Consider the following 14,768-nt stretch of genomic DNA (forward strand, 5'->3'; position numbering starts at 1 on the left):
TGTGGATGCTGTGATGTCGATCACAAAGCATACACCCCCTCTTTGTTCATCAAGAATACTCTATTTTTCAAGGATATTTCCCTCTTTTTTCACTTCCTTCGCCAGGTGGACCACCCTCTGCGGATAGGGAAATTCGATCTGATTTTTATCGAACCCCTCTTTGATCTTGCCCATCAACCGAAAGTACACCGGCCAATAGTCCTCTCCTCTTATCCAAGGCATACAGCAAAGAGTAATCCCACTTTCATCAAAGGAAGATATTCCGATAACGGCTTCGGGTATCTCCAGTATCGCTTCCTCTTTGTTCAAAATCTCTTTCAAAACCGAGATTGCCTTGGTATAGTCGCTGTTATAGCTTATCTGTATCTTGAGATCCACCCTTCTCTCCGGAGATTCCGTGTAATTGATCACTCTATTCTTACTAATCTCGGCATTGGGAATGATGACCTTACAACCGTCCACCCTCGTAAGGATGGTATGCATGATCTGGATCTCACTTACAACACCTGCTCTCTTGCCTTCTTCCTCAATGGTATCGCCCACACGAAAGGGGCGAAAGAAGAGGATGATCAGCCCCGCGGCCACATTGGACAAGGTGTCCTTGAGGGCAAGGCCAACTCCTACTCCGACAGCTCCCATCACCGCGACAAAGGACGTCATGGGTACTCCCAGCTTTCCAAGCACGGTACTCAAGGTCAGGGCAATGATAACGATGTACACCGTTTGGGATATCATTCCCGCAGCCGAGGTGTTAAACCTCTGATGCGAGAGGATTTTTTTGATCATACGACGTACCAAAGTAGCAAGCATTATTCCCACTACAAGGATAACAACTCCCCCAACGATACTCCAACCGTAACGGTCCAAAAAACTCTGAAAGGCCGAAACCGCCTTCACTCCTTCTTCCACTGTTTGTTCCAATTCTGCTATCGGTTCCAATGTCAGCTTCCTCCTCCTTAATTCCCTTCTTGCATAAGTTTCCCTTATTCGATCCAAGGAAACACCGCACCGAAGCAAATCTCCGATTTTTGTTTAAGTTTATCCAAAGTTTCTCAAATCAACATTTTCAACGATCTTATCCTTCATACAAAATCGATCTTATACCGATTTTTCGAATCGTGCAGCAGTTCATTGATAACGACAACACATTATCATCGTAGATCCTGTCTTACGATCGAACAATGTTTCCTGATGACGACAATACATTATGAATACTGCACAAAGTTTCCTTATACCCTTCTCCGATAGAAGTGCGGTCATATCCGCATTCACAAGCACAAAAATTTATTTTATCACCCCCGGAATAAGAGGAGTGGAGATCAATCACTCAAGTGAATCATTCATGTTCACAGAACAAAGGATAACTCCCCTTGATCGCAATTCGTCAAAATCAAAAGAGTTATCCTTCTATCTTCCCCTAGAATGTATAAGAATGTTTGCAGATGTAGTAAAGAAGTCTCCTCCTTCTTAGTCCTGCATATCGTCCTCGTCACCGAAGAGCTCAAAGAACAAAGTCTCGACCCTGCTCATCTCATCCATATCTTCAATGGAATCGAGCTCGATCCCCTCCTCGGTTTCTTCATAGCGATAGAGGTAGAGATCGCTCGTCCCGCCCGGAACCATTGCAATATATTCGTATTCATCCAACTCGAAGATACCTATCACACTGCACTCCAACTCTTCTCCTTCATCGGTTACAATGTGGATCTTGACATCCTCGTCTTCGGGCACAAATCCCTTTGTTTCATCCATCCATATCCCTCTTTCCTCAATGATAGTAGGCTCTCTTGTCAAGCCGGATCCGAAGACCCTTGCACAGACACTTCTTCCGACAAGACCACGTCCGGTCCGAAGGTTCATCCTCCGATCTCAAAAGCTCCCGACTGACAAACGATATCTCCAAGATATAAAAACTTTTTCTCCTGCTATTGTACCATCTTTTGCTTCAAATTTATACCGCTTATTCCTACAAAAATAAGGGAAACTTCTATCGCAGAAAACATCGAAGGAGATGTACTCCCGTCGTTTCAAAACTGCGTGTTTTTCCCAATTCTTACAAACCGGGACCGCAGATGCGAAACAAAGGTCGCTTCTTTTCTGCACAACGTCCTTCCCAAGAAAATACCGCACAAAGGCAAACTTCGAAGTTCCTTTCGATGTTATAAAATGTGAATGTTTGTTATATCAGAGTTTTCAATAATTTTACACTTGGTATACCATTGATTCTATGCCTTTTTTTCGAATTATACGGTATCTTTCCAAGCTTTTTAATTTTTTCTTATTCCCTCTTGATTTTAGGGTATAATGATAACATATACAGAAGAAAGGGTGATATACTATGCAAAAACAAAAGGTTGCTTTTTTCGATATTGACGGTACGATCTACCGTGACAATTTGATGGTAGAGCATTTCAGGACTTTGGTGGACTTCGATCTGATTGAACACGAGAGCAATGCAAAAAAGACCTACCAAGACTGGTTTAAACGCCAGGGAGACTATGAGGATTATATGAATGCAGTCGTAAAGGCCTATGTCGAATCCCTGGGTACATTGACTAAAACCGATGTGGATTTTACCGCCAAGTTCGTTATCAAACGCAAGGCGGACAGGGTCTATCGCTTTACCCGCTCCATGATCCAGCACCATCATGACTTGGGTCATCTGGTCATCTTTATCTCAGGCAGTCCCGACTTCCTGGTCGGAAAAATGGCAAAAAAATACAATGCCGATGACTTCGAGGCCAGCACCTATGTGTATAAGAACGGTTGCTTCACAGGCGAGATCATACCGATGTGGGATTCTCCAAGCAAGGATAAGGCGATCGACCGCTTCGTCGAAAAGTACAACATCGACTTGGAAAACAGTTATTCTTACGGAGATACCAACGGCGACTTCGCCATGCTCAAGAGAGTCGGACATCCGGTCGCCATCAATCCCGCCAAGGAGTTTCTCGAGAGGATCCAAGCCGATGAAGAACTGTCCGAGAGGACTCGTATCGTCGTAGAGAGAAAGGACACCATCTACACCTTCTCGCCCAAGGACGCTGTGCTGATCGATACCGATTATTAGGGCAATACCGCACAAATATGAAGGCTTGATTTTTCTATGAATTTGCAAGAAAGTAAGTCTTGTCAAATCAATGCTTTCAAGAAATCCGGTATTCCTATACAGTGATTTTTACAATGAGTTTTTGTGCGGTGTCTCCTTGGAGATCTGTCGCTTAACAAAAAAAGATCGCAGTCGTTTTTTTGTAAAAAACAAAGTTCTTCAAGACGTTTTTATGCGTTATTTCGTATGCAGATGAAGAAAAGGAGGTTCGTGATGGGCACTATAGACAGGAAGTTTGCTATTATGATGCTTGTTTTGTTGGCGGTGATTTTATTTGCGGTCGTCGGTACGGAGTACCGGCTGAAAAACGCACCTCCAAAGCAGGAAGACAGCTTTCGTGAAGAGGTCTCTCAGGAAGACTCCGCTTTTCGCACCGAGATCGAGACCTTCCTCGAGGGCGAGTTCATTCGAGTCTTCTCGCCTTATTATGAAGTTCTGGGTTTTGAGATCGAAGACTTTAAAGAAGAGGACGGCAAAGCTTCCTTCGTATACAAGTTTCACTACAAAAACTACGACAAGGATCCCGATACGGTAGGCTATATCAAGCAGGCCAAAGAAGAAAACTCCCCTCACTACGAAACTCTGAAGAGGGAGTACCTCGAGCCCAAGGAGATGTCCCTGAACTTAGAGGCCGAAAAGAAAGACGGCGAGATCTTGCTCTACATCGACGAAAAAATCATCGGTACGGGAGAACGCGCTCCTTTTGAGGTCAACGACCTCGTATCGAAGTAATACCATTTTTCAACAGAAGTATGAATATGTCTGTTTTTCAAATCACGAAAAGTCGGTTTATCTTCCAGGGTGCACAGATCGTTTATGTCCACAACTCAAAAGAATAATAGTATAAGAGGAGAAGATATGCAATCAAGCAGGAACACGCCGACAGGTACATTGTTGGCAAAAAAATCACTATTCCGCCAAATGGAATAGTGATTTTTTTATGCACAGTTTTGTATGCTGTGGAAGCAGCTCATACTATTTTTCAATAGAAGTGTGGATATATCTATTTTTCGATGACGAAAAACTATGTTGTCTTCTATGGGGCACAGATTGTTTATATCCACTATTCAAAAGAATAGTAGTATCACAAAGACACAAAATGATCATCTCTTTTATATCAGCCATAGAATAGGGATCTATCAATCCTTCCAATGAATAACAGTATACCGTCAATATCTTTTACCGGTCTTCACTCGGCTTGGACCCTCTGATCTCCTCGATATGGGAGACGAGGTAGTCGGCGATCCTCTTCGAGGCCTGTCCGTCCCCATAAGGATTGACCGCTTGCGCCATCTTCTCATACTCTTCCTTATCGGAGAGCAAAAGATCCGTTAGAGCAAAGACTTCCTCCTTGGTGACTCCTGCAAGTTTTACCGTGCCTGCCTGCACCGCTTCGGGGCGTTCGGTTTCGGTCCGAAGTACCAAAACGGGCTTACCCAATCCGGGCGCTTCCTCCTGGATCCCCCCGGAGTCGGTCAGGATGAGGTGGGACTTCTTCATCAGGTTGGCAAAGGGCTCATAGTCCAAGGGTTCTATCAGAAGGATCCGGTCATTTCCTCCCATGTGCTTCTGTGCCAACTCTCTCACCAGAGGGTTCTTGTGCATGGGGAAGACCACCATGATATCCTCGTGCTTTTTCGTCAGATCGGCGATGGCGGAGAAGATGGCCTCCATCGGCTCTCCCCAGTTCTCACGACGGTGGCAGGTAAGCAGCACCGTTCTGTACTTGCTCGCATCGATCTTGTCGATGGCTTCCTCCTCGAAGGAATACTCCCTGTTCGTCACCGACAACAGGGCATCGATCACGGTATTGCCCGTGATCAGAATCTTCTCTTGATCGACGTTTTCTCTCAGAAGATTGTCCCTATTCATCACAGTGGGCGAAAAATGATAGGTCGCCAAAGAACCTGTCAGCTTTCGATTCATCTCTTCGGGATAGGGAGAGTAGATATTACCCGTTCTAAGTCCCGCTTCCACGTGACCTACGGGTATCTTTCGGTAGAAGGCCGCCAACGCGGAAGCGAAGGTGGTCGTCGTGTCCCCATGGACCAACACGATGTCCGGCTGTTCTTGAGCAAAGATCTCTCCCGCACCGTAGAGCACCCTCGAGGTGATATCGCTGATACTCTGACCGTGCTTCATAATGTTCAGGTCAAAGTCGGGCGTGATCTCGAACAGTTCGAGGACGGAATCGAGCATCTCCCTGTGTTGTGCCGTCACCAACACCTTACAGTCAATCTCCTCCCGTCCCTGCAATTCTTTTACCAAAGGTGCCATCTTGATGGCTTCGGGCCTGGTACCGAATACATTGAACACTTTTAGTTTTTTCATCTCATCCTCCGGATCTTTATTTCTATATTTAAAGTATGACAACTCCATTATACCCTTGCTCGTCTTTTTTGTTAAGAAAACACCGCATAATTCCAAAAAGTAGAAGAAATCCGGTTTTTCTTGGACAAACACATTTCTGAAACCCCTCATTTTAGAGCCTTTCTATATCTCGAAAACAAATGGAAACTCCTTTTGTGTCTTTGTGCGGCACTTCCGAAAAAAACGGTACAAAGGCGAACAACTGATTTTTCTTTGCGTTTATTAAAACACAAACTTCTCTCAGGATAATACTCCCAAGAATTTCTTCATCGGTATCAAATGAATTTTATACCGATTTTTGAACCGTATGGTGTTGCCATAGTGTAACATAAACTTCATCCTCAAACACATCCTAATGCTTGGGCATCAAAAACATCTCCAGATGGTAGGACATCGAGGTCGGCGATGCGACAAACAGGACGGTGTCAAAACCGTGTTCTTCCACGTAGGCCTCTATGCTCTGAGGGCGGTTCTCGTCACGGATGTCGAGCAGGACGGTCTCTTCGAAGTTCAAACTCAAAAAACCCGCCAAGGGCATGGCGAAGGAGTCCTTGATCAAAAGAAGTTTTTTGCCCTTCTTCGCCCTGTGATTGAAGATGAGATCCTCCGATGCCCCCCAGTCCATATAGACGACGTACTTGTCCTGGTACTTATCCTCCGAGTTTAGATAACCGTAGAACATAAAACTGTCCTCAAAGCTCCCCTTCCTCTCCTTGATCAGCTTACCTTCCCGATTGTACTTTCGGTACTGCAGGTTCGTTTCAAACTTCGGGAGCAGGACTTCCAAGTCATCCTTCCCCTCGTAGTAGCCTTCTCCCGCACGTTTTCCGTGGGAGCCGATATAGACGCTTTTCCATTGTTTGAGCTTGTAATTTGCCCTGTCCGTTGTTCGTTTTGCCTCTTCCAGGACGACTCCTTCTTTTTGAAGAAAGGCGACCGTTTTCTGATAACCGCGAAAAGCCGTCGGTATCTTCCAGTGGGTATCCGTCTTGAAAAACAGCTCCTCTTCCCGGCCACCTTCCGTGACGAAGTTCTCATTCAAGTCGAGAACGGGGATGCCCTCCCTTTTTAAGCCCTGTGCAAACTCCGTGGCGATCTCGTTGCCATAGTCCACTACTCCCTTAGGGAAGGTAGTGGAGTTTTTCATATGCTTATAGGGCGCCTGTACATAGGCGAAGTAAATCCCCTTTTTGTCAAGGAAGTCATGAAGCCTTCGAAAAGAAAGGAGGTAGGGCCTCGTGTCGACAGGAGTTGAGATCGCATAGTAGAGCATTCCCTTGCTTCCGCGAATAACGCTCCGCTCCGCCTGTGCATCGTCAAGCACCTTCTTGCCGGTCTTGGCACTGAGTCGCCCGTACTCCCTGACCTTCTCCATCCTTTGAAAGAGGTTGGTATTGTAGTGATCTTCCATCTCAAAGACATAGCCCTTCATCAGGGCATCCGCCTCCTTATAGTTCCGTGTCTCCAAGATATTTGGGAGTTCAACCGCCTCGATCCCGAACACATCAATCCGATTGTGAAGGAGGTGATAGATCACAAAGGCGACAAAGGTCGCACTCAACACTGTATTAAACATCACTTCCATCCATTTTTTTCTCTTCATCTTCCGACTCCTCTTCTCGCCTGCATTATTGTCCGTCTTATACTAGGATCCGATAGAACTGCTGCCTTCCATACGAACATTCCACACTGTGATTTGACAGAAACAAAGAAACCGAGCGATCCCGCATCAAGCCATAAGAGTCCTTCTCTAAGAATGTGTTGTCTGTCCCATCATACAAAGTCCTAAACTTATCTATATCATCCGCGTTCTTCTCCAAGCATATCTTTTCCGTCTTCTGTTTTGTACCTGTCGATCATAAGACTCGAACCCTGTTCTTCTCCAAGGATATCTTTTCCATCCTTGCTGTCACACACTGCATTTCGATCGGACAAATCTCTGTTCTTCTCATGCTGTTATCTATTAAAATCCGCAGGTTGAATGCTTTGAAGTATAGGATCGTTTTTTGACGATCCTCACCCGGCGTTTCTATCGAAAAATAGTATCAACACTGTTATTATATCGTTTTTTCAGATATTTTAAAAGGGTTTGCACCCTCTTGTATCAAGAAGATGCAAACCCCGTTTTCTGTTCTTATTTTTTCATCGAATCCAAAATGGTCTCTACCAAAGAATCCAATTCTTTTTCGGTCGTTTCGTTAAGCGAAGAACTTACCGTCACTCTGTCATTCAACACGTCCATCAACTTCAGCTCTTCATCGATAAACTGCTCCATCAGATCTCCCGACTTGGGCGACCAGGAACCGTTCTCCACAAGGGCGAAGGTTCTGTTCTGAAGGTTGAGAGCCTTCATATCGTTGAGGAAGTTGTGCATTACCGGATAGATGCCCAGGTTGTAAGTTACGGAGCAAAGTGCTATATGACTTACGCGGAAGGCCTCGGAGATCAGGTAGGACACATGGGTGTTGGAAACGTCATAGACTGCTACGTTCTTCACACCTTTTTCCACCAACTTGGTTGCCAAAACCTGAGCGGTATGCTCGGTGTTTCCGTACATGGATGCATAGGCGATCAATACCGCTCCCTCATCCTCGGGTACGTATCTGCTCCACTTGTCGTACTTGTCGATCAGGTACTCAAAGTCGTTTCTCCAAACCGGTCCGTGAAGAGGGCAGATATATTTGATATCGGGAAGCAGAGGAGCCGCCTTTTTCAAAAGAGACTGTACGAAGGGGCCGTACTTGCCTACGATGTTGGTATAATATCTTCTCGCTTCGTCGATCCAATCTCTGTCGAAGTTCACTTCGTCGTTGAAGAGTTTGCCGTCCAAAGCTCCGAAGGAACCGAAGGCATCGGCGGAGAAGAGTACTCCGTTGGTCTTATCGAAGGTTACCATTGCTTCCGGCCAGTGGACCATGGGCGCCTCGACAAATACCACCTCGTGTTTTCCAAACGAGAAGGTGTCTCCCTCTTTGACCTCGATCTCCTTTCCGTCGATATCAAAACCGAATTGGCGCATCAACATAAAGGATTTTTCGGTACTGATGATCTTCGCCTTGGGATAGCGAAGCAGTACTTCTTCCAAGGACGCGCCGTGATCGGGCTCCATATGGTTGATCACGATATAGTCAAGATCCTTGCCGTCCAGTACAAACTTCAAATTGTCCAAAAACTCCCTACAAATGGACCAGTCCACCGTATCGAACAATACGGTCTTTTTGTCGATGAGCGCATAGGAGTTGTAGGATACTCCTTTGGGAATGGGATGGATGTTTTCGAACAGGGATAGACGGTGGTCGTTTCCTCCTATCCAATACAGATCGTCTGTTACCTTTCTTACACAATACATGATTTTTTCCTCCTTTTATCCGATATCGCTTATTGACGTTCTTCAGGGAACTCAACTTTTACAAAGTGTCCTTTTTCTTCTCCGCAGGTAGGACAGATCCACTCTTCCGGCAGTTTCTCAAACTTGGTTCCCGGTGCAACTTCGCCTTCCACATCTCCGTTTGCCGCGTCGTACTCATATCCGCAGCCGTTACATACATAGAGTCCGTAGCTCGGAGCTGTCTTCTTCGGCTTGGAACGCTTCATCTTCTTCATCGGAGGTGCCGGTTGTTTTTCTTCTCCGTTATCCAATTCCTTGGTTAGCAAGGGCAGGATCTCAAGAGCATCTCCTACGATACCGTAGTCACAGTTCTTGAAGATCGGAGCATTTCCGTTTTTGTTGATGGCAACGATGGTTGTTGCATCCTTAATCCCCTTGAGGTGTTGTCCCGCTCCCGAGATACCTACGGCGATATAGAGGTTGCCCTTGAACTTCTGACCGGACATTCCCACATATCTGTTAAGAGGCAGATACTTCAAGGTCTCCGCTACAGGTCTGGAGGATCCCAATGCCGCTCCTGCCTGCTTCGCAAGCTCTTGTGCCAGCTTTACGTTCTTTTTATCTCCGATTCCTTTTCCGATACTTACCACACGCTCCGCATCTGCAATCGGAGTGTCGATATTGATGCCTACGCTGAAGTCGTATCCGTCCTTCTTGAGTGCATCGACCAACGCTTTTACCTGATCTTTGGCATCTCCGTCTTTGAAGATCATCTTCTTACGTGCACCCGTGATTGCCGATGCCGCTTTCTTCGCTCCCGCACTTTCCTTCTTGGGAGGTCTTCCGATGATGTGAGATGCAATAACGACTCTTTGGATCTCGTTGGTTCCTTCGTAGATGGTCGTGATCTTCGCATCACGGTAAGCTCTCTCAACTTCCATTCCCTTGAGGTATCCGCTTCCTCCGAAGATCTGGAGTGCATCGTTTACGATCTCAAGCGCCATATCGGACGCATACTGCTTGGCCATAGCCGCTTCCATTCCGTAGGGCTCGTGATGTTGCTTCATCTCCGCTGCGGAATAGATCATTAATCTCGACGCTCTCAGCTTGGTAGCCATATCCGCCAACTTGAAGGAGATTGCCTGTTGGAAGGCGATGGGCTTTCCGAATTGAACACGTTCTTTTGCATAGTTAAGTGCATGCTCATAAGCACCCTGTGCAATTCCAAGAGCTTGAGAGGCAATTCCGATACGTCCTCCGTCCAAGGTCTCCATCGCAATTCTAAATCCCTGTCCTTCTTTGCCCAAGAGGTTCTCTTTAGGCACCTTTACATTGTTAAAGATCAACTCGGCGGTCGAGGAGGAACGGATACCCAACTTGTCGTAGTGATCTCCGAAGCTGAATCCTTCCCAACCCTTTTCCACGATAAAGGCACTGATACCCTTTACTCCGATATCCGGTGTCGTTACCGCAAAAACTACATAGGTATCTGCAACCGGAGCATTGGTAATAAAGATCTTGCCACCGTTCAAAATATAGTGATCTCCGTTGAGTTCAGCGGTCGTCTGTGTTCCTCCCGCATCACTTCCGGCTTCGGGTTCGGTCAAACCGAAGGCACCTACCTTCTCACCCTTTGCCAAAGGCACTAAGTATTTTTTCTTCTGTTCTTCCGTTCCATAAGCGGCAATCGGATAAGATCCCAAGGATACGTGAGCAGAGAGGATAACTCCCGTTCCTCCGTCCACTCTCGAAAGTTCTTCAACGGCAATTGCATAGCTTAAGGCATCCAAGCCCGCTCCGCCGTACTCCTTCGGATAGGGAATTCCCATCAACTCAAGCTCTCCCATCTTCTTAACCGCTTCTGTCGGAAATTCATTGTTTTGATCCAGCATAAAAGCGATCGGTTTTACCTCCGCCTCTGCAAATTCTCTTACCTTCTTACGGAAGGCCTCATGCTCCGGTGTTGTTTTAAAAAACATCGTCATCACCCTTTCATCATACTTTTCGTTCTTGTTCCCGCAATGTTTCAACTGTCTTTTTCATATCTGCTAAGTAGTCTGATCCTCAAACAGTCACGAATTCGAAAACTACCCCTGCCAAACACTTTTTTCGGACTGTTCAAAGGCTCTCTTTAACTTATTTTCCCTAATTCATTTCTTTTAAACACGAAAAAACGTTTCCTTTCCTTGATTTCTCTACCTCTTTATACCGAACCTATCTAATTTAGTATTGTTGAAAGCCTTGACGAAGAAAAAATTTTTTGAAAAATCTTTTCTTTTGTATTCTTACTTATTAAAATTGTTTAGTAGGTAACCCCACACCAAGATATCACCTTCTCTTTTGCTTTTTTGGAGTATGGATCGCTCCTTACAGACGAACGCTTTATTTTAATAGTCCCAAGTCGGATATAACTATTCTTCTATTGAACAATAGCATCAAATCGTAGGAGGCCGTGTAATACACTCTCATCAGAGTGGAACAACACAAGGTTATCCCCGGTTTTTTTGTATTTATCCACAGAGCGTTCAGACGAATTCAACCTCGTCAAGTTTTGATCTGCTGCTTTTGTATCCTTGTAGTTTCAAGTTCTTTATCGAAATGAATTTTTATATTTCAAAAATTTTCAGTAAATTTTTCCGAACATCCTCCTCCTTTTCCAATCTTATCCACAGCCTTTTCCGATCATCCACAGGATAGACTCCTGTTATTTCAAAGCTTTTTTTCTCCACCTCTTTACTTATAAACATTCACGATCACAATTTTGCCCTTCTATACACAGGATATCTTTATCTATCCACAAGAAACACAAGCTTATCCACAAGTTTATAAACAAGATCATCCTTTGCTATACCCTTTGATTTTACAGGCTTATCTTTTCTTGTCATTGTGTTTCAATTCCTGTGTGCTTTGAGTTGTCCACAAAAAGCTTCCTGCCTCTTCTTCAAGCTTTTCCCTCGAAAAAAAAGACCTCAAAGGCTTCTTCATCCCAGAGATCTTCTTATTTTATACCATTCGATAGAACTATTGTCATATTCATTTTACAACGAAACAAATTTATTTTATCTCCTAACGAAGTACAAATCGTCCACATCAACGCTTCAAGGTATGCGTATATAGAGCCGTTCTCTCTTTCGTTGTCGTCTCCGCTTCCTGTCATTTTACTTCTTGGTCTTTCTAAGTTCTCGAAAAAAACGCTGCAACAGATACTTACAGGTCTCATCCTCATGCAGGTAGACCATAAGGTTGTTCGGCAAAAGCTCATCCGCAACGACGGGAATCCTACTGACCACAGCACCGCGTTCTTCGTCCCTCGTTCCTATATGAAGCTCGCTGATTCTCGAATGAAGGATGGCTCCCATACACATCAGGCAAGGTTCCAAAGTAACATACATGATCGCTCCCGTCAGCCTCCGGTTCTCCATCTTCCTCTGAGCCTCTCGGATCGCCAAAACCTCGGCATGAGAGGTCACATCGGTATGGGTCTCGATTCGATTATGTGCCCTTGCAATAATCATTCCATCCTTGATGATAACGGCTCCCACAGGCACCTCCTCATCGGTGTACGCCTTGAGCGCCTCACGAAAGGCCTCTTCCATATAGTAATCCATCTTCTCCCTCCCTTCCGATATCCCGACCTGCCCGAAAACTCGTTATACTATGATCTGTTGACAGCTTGAATGCTTTGAATCATAGGATCATCCAAATTGTTTTTCAGTAATTTCATCTTCCCTATACCCGACATTTCAAACGGAGAATAGTATTATGTTGATTTTTCGTGCAGTATGTCCCTTTATATTTATATAAAAGCAGTTTTATGCTATTCTCCAACAGAAGCATGGATATATCTGTTTTTCGACTGAAAAAAATCGTTTTATCTTCTATGGGTCCGGATCATTTATATCCACAACTCAAAGGAATACCGACATTGTACCGATCTTGCAAATGATTCGATATTCCCTCAATAACACCGATAAAAGCGAAGCATCCTCTGCTGTTTTACACCTATGAAAACACGAGCCTCCCTTCTTTCAAAAAAACATCCTGCGGAAGAGTAGTTGTCCACAGGAATGTAAATTTTTTTAGAAGCGTGCGTTACGAGCAAAACTTCTTTACCATTGCTATCAAACAGTTTCATAAGTTTTTTATTTTGTCAAAGCTATTTTTTACATCTTCCATCCCCTGTGTATAAGTCGTTTTTCCTGTGGATAACCTTCCTTTTGCAAAGAGTGCTTTCTTACAAAGTTTCCCCCTCTTTGTTGTGAAAAGTTTCTCCGCATTAAAGACCTATGAGTATATTTTTTTCTGTTTATCCACAAAGAAAAATATATTTCCACAGACTTATCCACAGATTTCGACTTAAATTCTTAAATTTTCAAACTTTTGAAGTCGAAAGTGAAGTAATTTTATATCAGTTGTTCCACAAAGACCGTTGCCAGTCCAAGGAAAAAGAAAAAGCCCATGATATCGGTAAATGTCGTAACAAAGACTCCCGATGCAAGTGCGGGATCGACATTGAACTTCTTAAGGATGACGGGCACAAAGTAACCCGCCGAAGCTGCAACGATGAGGTTGAGGACCATAGCGGTTCCGATAACGAAACCGAAGATGGCTTTACCCACCCAGAGTTGGGCGACGATGCCTATGATGATGCCCAGACAGAGCCCGTTTACTACACCTACGACCAGCTCTTTGATCAGGATCTTCTTTGTATTCTTGTCGTTGAGTTCATCCAAGGCAATTCCCCGTACGATCAGTGTCAGTGTTTGGGTCCCCGCATTTCCGCCCATTCCCGTGACGATGGGCATAAAGGTCGCCAAGGCGACAATCTTGGAAATCGTGCCTTCAAACAGGCCTACGACGCTGGCTGCCATCGCTGCCGTAACGAGGTTGACGAGCAACCATGGAAGGCGACTTTTAATCGCATCCAGGGGAGAGCTGTCGATCTCTTCACCTTCACTTAGTCCTCCGAGGAGGTAGATGTCCTCGGTCGTCTCTTCATTCAAGACTCCGATGATGTCGTCGAAGGTGATGATCCCGCACATAACGTTGTCTTCATCTACGACCGGAATGACCATATAGCCGTATTTTTCAAAGAGACGACCTACCTCTTCCTGGTCCATGTCCACAGGTACGGACAGGATGTTTTCGCTCATGATATCGCCGATCACGATCTCGTCATCGGAGACAATGATGTCCCTGAGGGATACGACCCCCTTCAAGACCTCCCTCTCATCGAGCACATAGATGTAGTAAGGCGTCTCCGAACTGGGCGCTTCCTTTCGAAGGTAGTCTATGGTCTCTTTGACCGTCATGCCTTCCTGAATCGCGATGAACTCGGTCGCCATCAAGCCCCCTGCCGTATCGTCTTCATAGGTGAGCAGCTCTTTGACCTCTTCGGCCTGCTCCCAATCCATCTTGGCGATGATCTCCTTCTGAACGGAATCCTCCAACTCTCCGAGCAGGTCCGCAAGGTCATCCGACGCCATCTCGGAGATGATCTTCTCCTCCCTTACCTTGGAAAACAGGGATAGAAGTTCATACTTATCCTCATCCTCGAGCTCTCCGATCATCAGTGCGATGTAGTAGTCCGGAAGCCGGTTGAGAATATCCTTTTTTTCTCCTTCATAGTGTTCCAATTCTTCCAACAGGTCGACAGGATGGATATCTTCAATTTCTTCGTGTAACTCTTCGGGTGTCCACGTAAGGATCTTCTGTATGATCTCCAACTGTTCTTCATTCTTCTCAAGCATCTCTTGCAAAAGCTCCACTTCCTCTCTCCTGTATTTTTCCTACATTTATTATAGTAATATCTCCGGTCTTTGTATATCCTTTTTGGGCAAATTTCTTTAAGAAAATTCCACATTTTGAAACGGAGCTCCTCTCCGTCCTTTTAATTTGCCAACGGAACAAGGAACAGGAGAAAAAAACTTGCTTTTGTCTTATGAAGTATTGTCGTAATAA

General features: G+C 45.1%; 11 protein-coding genes. 2 read left to right on the plus strand and 9 right to left on the minus strand.

Annotated features, from left to right (window positions below; all coding sequences use genetic code 11):
- Positions 1-60: 60 nt before the first annotated feature.
- Complete coding sequence (locus ACFO4R_RS10005; RefSeq protein WP_379788972.1) at positions 61-939, minus strand: mechanosensitive ion channel family protein; 879 nt, start codon at positions 937-939, stop codon at positions 61-63.
- Positions 940-1,467: 528 nt separating this feature from the next.
- Positions 1,468-1,860 carry a DUF1292 domain-containing protein gene (locus ACFO4R_RS10010; RefSeq protein ID WP_379788973.1) on the minus strand — a complete coding sequence of 131 codons (393 nt, stop codon included), beginning with the start codon at positions 1,858-1,860 and terminating at the stop codon, positions 1,468-1,470.
- 478 nt (positions 1,861-2,338) lie between these two features.
- Between ACFO4R_RS10010 and ACFO4R_RS10015 the strand changes: the two genes are divergently transcribed.
- Positions 2,339-3,070, plus strand: coding sequence for an HAD family hydrolase (locus ACFO4R_RS10015; protein ID WP_379788974.1), 732 nt, complete (start codon positions 2,339-2,341; stop codon positions 3,068-3,070).
- Between the two features lie 252 nt (positions 3,071-3,322).
- Positions 3,323-3,841 carry a hypothetical protein gene (locus tag ACFO4R_RS10020; protein ID WP_379788976.1) on the plus strand — a complete coding sequence of 173 codons (519 nt, stop codon included), beginning with the start codon at positions 3,323-3,325 and terminating at the stop codon, positions 3,839-3,841.
- 447 nt (positions 3,842-4,288) lie between these two features.
- On the opposite strand, the gene wecB is transcribed toward ACFO4R_RS10020, so the two are convergent.
- From wecB to mgtE, 7 genes are all read right to left on the minus strand, one after another.
- Positions 4,289-5,440, minus strand: a complete 1,152-nt coding sequence (wecB, locus tag ACFO4R_RS10025) for a non-hydrolyzing UDP-N-acetylglucosamine 2-epimerase (protein WP_379788977.1) — start codon at positions 5,438-5,440, stop codon at positions 4,289-4,291.
- A gap of 391 nt (positions 5,441-5,831) precedes the next feature.
- Positions 5,832-7,082 carry an alginate O-acetyltransferase AlgX-related protein gene (locus ACFO4R_RS10030; RefSeq protein ID WP_379788979.1) on the minus strand — a complete coding sequence of 417 codons (1,251 nt, stop codon included), beginning with the start codon at positions 7,080-7,082 and terminating at the stop codon, positions 5,832-5,834.
- Positions 7,083-7,279: 197 nt separating this feature from the next.
- A complete protein-coding gene (locus ACFO4R_RS10035; RefSeq protein WP_379788980.1) occupies positions 7,280-7,414 on the minus strand; it encodes a hypothetical protein in 135 nt (44 codons plus the stop codon).
- A gap of 199 nt (positions 7,415-7,613) precedes the next feature.
- Positions 7,614-8,828, minus strand: a complete 1,215-nt coding sequence (locus ACFO4R_RS10040) for an FprA family A-type flavoprotein (RefSeq protein ID WP_379788982.1) — start codon at positions 8,826-8,828, stop codon at positions 7,614-7,616.
- Between the two features lie 29 nt (positions 8,829-8,857).
- A complete protein-coding gene (locus tag ACFO4R_RS11975) occupies positions 8,858-10,786 on the minus strand; it encodes an acyl-CoA dehydrogenase family protein (RefSeq protein WP_465254263.1) in 1,929 nt (642 codons plus the stop codon).
- A 1,179-nt stretch (positions 10,787-11,965) separates the two neighbouring features.
- Positions 11,966-12,415 (minus strand): nucleoside deaminase, encoded by a 450-nt coding sequence (locus tag ACFO4R_RS10055; RefSeq protein WP_379788983.1) that lies wholly within the window; start codon positions 12,413-12,415, stop codon positions 11,966-11,968.
- A gap of 795 nt (positions 12,416-13,210) precedes the next feature.
- On the minus strand, positions 13,211-14,575 hold the full coding sequence (mgtE, locus tag ACFO4R_RS10060) for a magnesium transporter (protein ID WP_379788984.1): 1,365 nt from the start codon (positions 14,573-14,575) through the stop codon (positions 13,211-13,213).
- Positions 14,576-14,768: the final 193 nt, after the last annotated feature.

Source organism: Filifactor villosus (assembly GCF_042652965.1).
Lineage (GTDB): Bacteria > Bacillota > Clostridia > Peptostreptococcales > Filifactoraceae > Filifactor > Filifactor villosus.

Coding starts and splice junctions, on each gene's coding strand:
- ACFO4R_RS10010 (WP_379788973.1), bottom strand. CDS start 1,860: ATGAACCTTCGGACCGGACGTGGTCTTGTCGGAAGAAGTGTCTGTGCA.
- ACFO4R_RS10040 (WP_379788982.1), bottom strand. CDS start 8,828: ATGTATTGTGTAAGAAAGGTAACAGACGATCTGTATTGGATAGGAGGA.
- ACFO4R_RS10020 (WP_379788976.1), top strand. CDS start 3,323: ATGGGCACTATAGACAGGAAGTTTGCTATTATGATGCTTGTTTTGTTG.
- ACFO4R_RS10055 (WP_379788983.1), bottom strand. CDS start 12,415: ATGGATTACTATATGGAAGAGGCCTTTCGTGAGGCGCTCAAGGCGTAC.
- wecB (WP_379788977.1), bottom strand. CDS start 5,440: ATGAAAAAACTAAAAGTGTTCAATGTATTCGGTACCAGGCCCGAAGCC.
- ACFO4R_RS11975 (WP_465254263.1), bottom strand. CDS start 10,786: ATGTTTTTTAAAACAACACCGGAGCATGAGGCCTTCCGTAAGAAGGTA.
- ACFO4R_RS10030 (WP_379788979.1), bottom strand. CDS start 7,082: ATGAAGAGAAAAAAATGGATGGAAGTGATGTTTAATACAGTGTTGAGT.
- ACFO4R_RS10015 (WP_379788974.1), top strand. CDS start 2,339: ATGCAAAAACAAAAGGTTGCTTTTTTCGATATTGACGGTACGATCTAC.